At 54.3% G+C, this 3,931-nt stretch carries 1 tRNA gene and 2 rRNA genes; all 3 read right to left on the bottom strand.

Annotation, left to right across the window (positions count from 1 at the left end):
* Window positions 1-44: 44 nt before the first annotated feature.
* Window positions 45-121, bottom strand: a tRNA-Met gene (locus AC0L2Z_RS34655).
* Between the two features lie 245 nt (window positions 122-366).
* Window positions 367-481 (bottom strand): 5S ribosomal RNA (gene rrf, locus AC0L2Z_RS34650).
* Window positions 482-801: 320 nt separating this feature from the next.
* A 23S ribosomal RNA gene (locus AC0L2Z_RS34645) occupies window positions 802-3,668 on the bottom strand.
* Between the last annotated feature and the right edge of the window lie 263 nt (window positions 3,669-3,931).

The following is a 3,931-nucleotide window of genomic DNA, read 5'->3' as shown; positions in this document are numbered from 1 at the left end:
GCAAACGCAAAACGGCCCGCGTGATGCGGGCCGTTTTGTGGATTTGGTTGCGGGGACAGGATTTGAACCTGTGACCTTCAGGTTATGAGCCTGACGAGCTACCGGGCTGCTCCACCCCGCGTCAACTAGACGGCGAATGCCGGCCGGGCAGCCCGGACTTTTTTGTTTTGTCCGTCCTTGAGGCCTTCGGCCTTTGCGAGCGGACGGGGCGCTGCTCCACCCCGCGTCAACGTCAGAAGTAAGCCTTGGCTCACTGGAATCAAGCTTGCGCCAACTGAAAGGGCCGCTTGCGCGGCCCGGGCTCCCGATTGGCGGGCCTTTTGGTAGAGAGAAGATTTTGATTTTTTTGCAACGTGCGTTTTGCAGACCTGGCAGCGACCTACTCTCCCGCGTCTTGAGACGAAGTACCATCAGCGCTGGAGCGTTTCACGGCCGAGTTCGGAATGGGATCGGGTGCAGCCGCTCCGCCATAACCACCAGGTCGGCAAAGCGCACGTTGCTCGAGAAGCTTTTTGAGCGAATAGCGATGAGAGAGTAGCGAATAGGGGACCCTATTTTCTGCTCTCTCCTGAGCTGTTCGCTGGTCTTATGTGTGCCTTTACCGTTCTTTGGTCTTGGCGCCTTTCGAAGCGAAGCTTCGCAAGGTCGACCGACCGTCGGCGCCGATGCGCCGCACCCACGTAGCGCCGCCCCAGGGCGGAACAAGCGTGAGTGAGAACAGACCATCTCGGCGCAATCCGAAGGATTGTCGCGCGGCGCAATCCGAAGGATTGTCGCCCAAAATGGGCATAGGGAATGAGAACGATCAAGCCGATCGAACTATTAGTACCGGTAAGCTTCAAGCGTTGCCGCTCTTCCACACCCGGCCTATCAACGTGGTCGTCTTCCACGGTTCTCAGGGAATACTCGTTTTAAGGTGGGTTTCCCGCTTAGATGCCTTCAGCGGTTATCCCGTCCGGATATAGCTACCCTGCTATGCGGCTGGCGCCACAACAGGTCCACCAGAGATCCGTCCATCCCGGTCCTCTCGTACTAGGGACAGATCCTTTCAATATTCCTACACCCACGGCAGATAGGGACCGAACTGTCTCACGACGTTCTGAACCCAACTCACGTACCGCTTTAAATGGCGAACAGCCATACCCTTGGGACCTGCTCCAGCCCCAGGATGCGATGAGTCGACATCGAGGTGCCAAACAACCCCGTCGATATGGATTCTTGGGGGTCATCAGCCTGTTATCCCCGGCGTACCTTTTATCCGTTGAGCGATGGCCCTTCCACGCGGGACCACCGGATCACTATGACCGACTTTCGTCTCTGCTCGACTTGTCAGTCTCGCAGTCAGGCAGGCTTATGCCATTGCACTCAGCGAACGATTTCCGACCGTTCTGAGCCCACCATCGCGCGCCTCCGTTACTCTTTAGGAGGCGACCGCCCCAGTCAAACTACCCACCATACATTGTCCCGGACCCGGATGACGGGCCGCGGTTAGACATCCATAGTGATAAGGGTGGTATTTCAAGGGTGGCTCCACCTGAGCTGGCGCCCAGGTTTCAAAGCCTACCACCTATCCTACACATGCCACTACGAATGCCAATGTAAAGCTATAGTAAAGGTGCACGGGGTCTTTCCGTCTAACCGCAGGAACCCCGCATCTTCACGGGGAATTCAATTTCACTGAGTCTATGCTGGAGACAGCGGGGAAGTCGTTACGCCATTCGTGCAGGTCGGAACTTACCCGACAAGGAATTTCGCTACCTTAGGACCGTTATAGTTACGGCCGCCGTTTACTGGGGCTTCGATTCAGAGCTTGCACCCCTCCTCTTAACCTTCCAGCACCGGGCAGGCGTCAGACCCTATACGTCGTCTTGCGACTTCGCAGAGCCCTGTGTTTTTGATAAACAGTCGCTACCCCCTGGTCTGTGCCACCCTCCTCCACTTGCGTGGAAAAGGGTCACGCTTCTTCCGAAGTTACGCGTGCAATTTGCCGAGTTCCTTCAGCATAGTTCTCTCAAGCGCCTTGGTATACTCTACCAGTCCACCAGTGTCGGTTTCGGGTACGGTCTATAAGGAGGAGCTATTTCCTGGAACCACGCAGCAGCCCGTTCAATCCGATAAGATTGGACTACCTCAATGATCCGTCACTTCCTCCAGGCCCACGAATATTAACGTGGTTCCCATCGTCTACGCATTTCTGCCTCGACTTAGGGGCCGGCTAACCCTGCTCAGATTAGCTTTAAGCAGGAACCCTTGGACTTTCGGCGGGGGAGTCTCTCACTCCCCTTACGTTACTCATGTCAGCATTCGCACTTCTGATACCTCCACCACCCCTCACGGGTATGGCTTCATCAGCTTACAGAACGCTCCGCTACCGCTCGTGATTGCTCACGAACCCTAAGCTTCGGTGTATGGCTTGAGCCCCGTTACATTTTCGGCGCAAAGACCCTTATTTAGACCAGTGAGCTGTTACGCTTTCTTTAAATGATGGCTGCTTCTAAGCCAACATCCTGGTTGTTTTGGGATCCTCACATCCTTTCCCACTTAGCCATAACTTGGGGACCTTAGCTGTAGGTCAGGGTTGTTTCCCTTTTCACGACGGACGTTAGCACCCGCCGTGTGTCTGCCGACTAGTACTCCCAGGTATTCGGAGTTTGGTTAGGTTTGGTAATCCGGTGAGGACCCCTAGCCCATCCAGTGCTCTACCCCCTGGGGTATTCGGTCGACGCTCTACCTAAATAGATTTCGCGGAGAACCAGCTATTTCCGAGTTTGATTGGCCTTTCACCCCTAGCCACAAGTCATCCCGAACTATTGCAACAGTTATGGGTTCGGTCCTCCAGTAAGTGTTACCTTACCTTCAACCTGCTCATGGCTAGATCACTCGGTTTCGGGTCTAATGCGACGAACTGAACGCCCTGTTCAGACTCGCTTTCGCTGCGCCTACACCTAGCGGTTTAAGCTTGCTCGTCACACTAAGTCGCTGACCCATTATACAAAAGGTACGTGGTCACCCAGGACGAACCTTGGACTCCCACTGTTTGTAGGCAATCGGTTTCAGGTACTCTTTCACTCCCCTTGTCGGGGTGCTTTTCACCTTTCCCTCACGGTACTAGTTCGCTATCGGTCATGCACGAGTACTTAGGCTTGGAGGGTGGTCCCCCCAATTTCAGACAGGATTTCACGTGTCCCGCCTTACTCGAGGACGATGATTTGCATTACGCGTACGGGGCTGTCACCCACTATGGCCCTACTTTCCAGAAGGTTCCGCTTGTCTCATCATCGCCACTGGCCTGGTCCGGGTTCGCTCGCCACTACTGCCGGAGTCTCGGTTGATGTCCTTTCCTACGGGTACTTAGATGTTTCAGTTCCCCGCGTTCGCCACTTTATCCCTATGTATTCAGGATAAGTTACCTATAACAGATACTTGGAAACCACAGCAGCAAGTCTGCGCGATCTCAAAGAGATCGTCGCTTAACGCTCAATCCTTTTGGGATCTCGCGCCAATTACCTGCTGCTCTGATTTTCCAAGCACCTTAGGTGGGTTTCCCCATTCGGAAATCTACGGATCAAAGGGTATTCGCACCTCCCCGTAGCTTATCGCAGCGTATCACGTCCTTCATCGCCTGTGCATGCCAAGGCATCCACCAATTGCCCTTAAGACACTTGATCGTTCTCATTGCCAATACCCATCGCGCGATCTCGAAGAGATCGTCGCCCAGCGCGATCTCGAAGAGATCGTCGCTTCAGCTAAATCCTGTGCAGGATTGTCGCCTGATGGCATTGGCACAAAAAGACCAGCTTCTCGAGATCGGTTCGAGGGTGCGGTTAGGCAAACCCATCATATGCGGGAGATTGAGCGTCTCCCGCGACAAATCACACCCCTTGCGGGCTATGAAGTTCGAACAAATCTTCTCTTTACGATGTCAAACAGA

The sequence above is a fragment of the Mesorhizobium sp. WSM4850 genome, from assembly GCF_055811735.1.
Note: the sequence above shows the minus strand (reverse complement) of the source record. Positions and strands in the feature narration are given on the sequence as shown.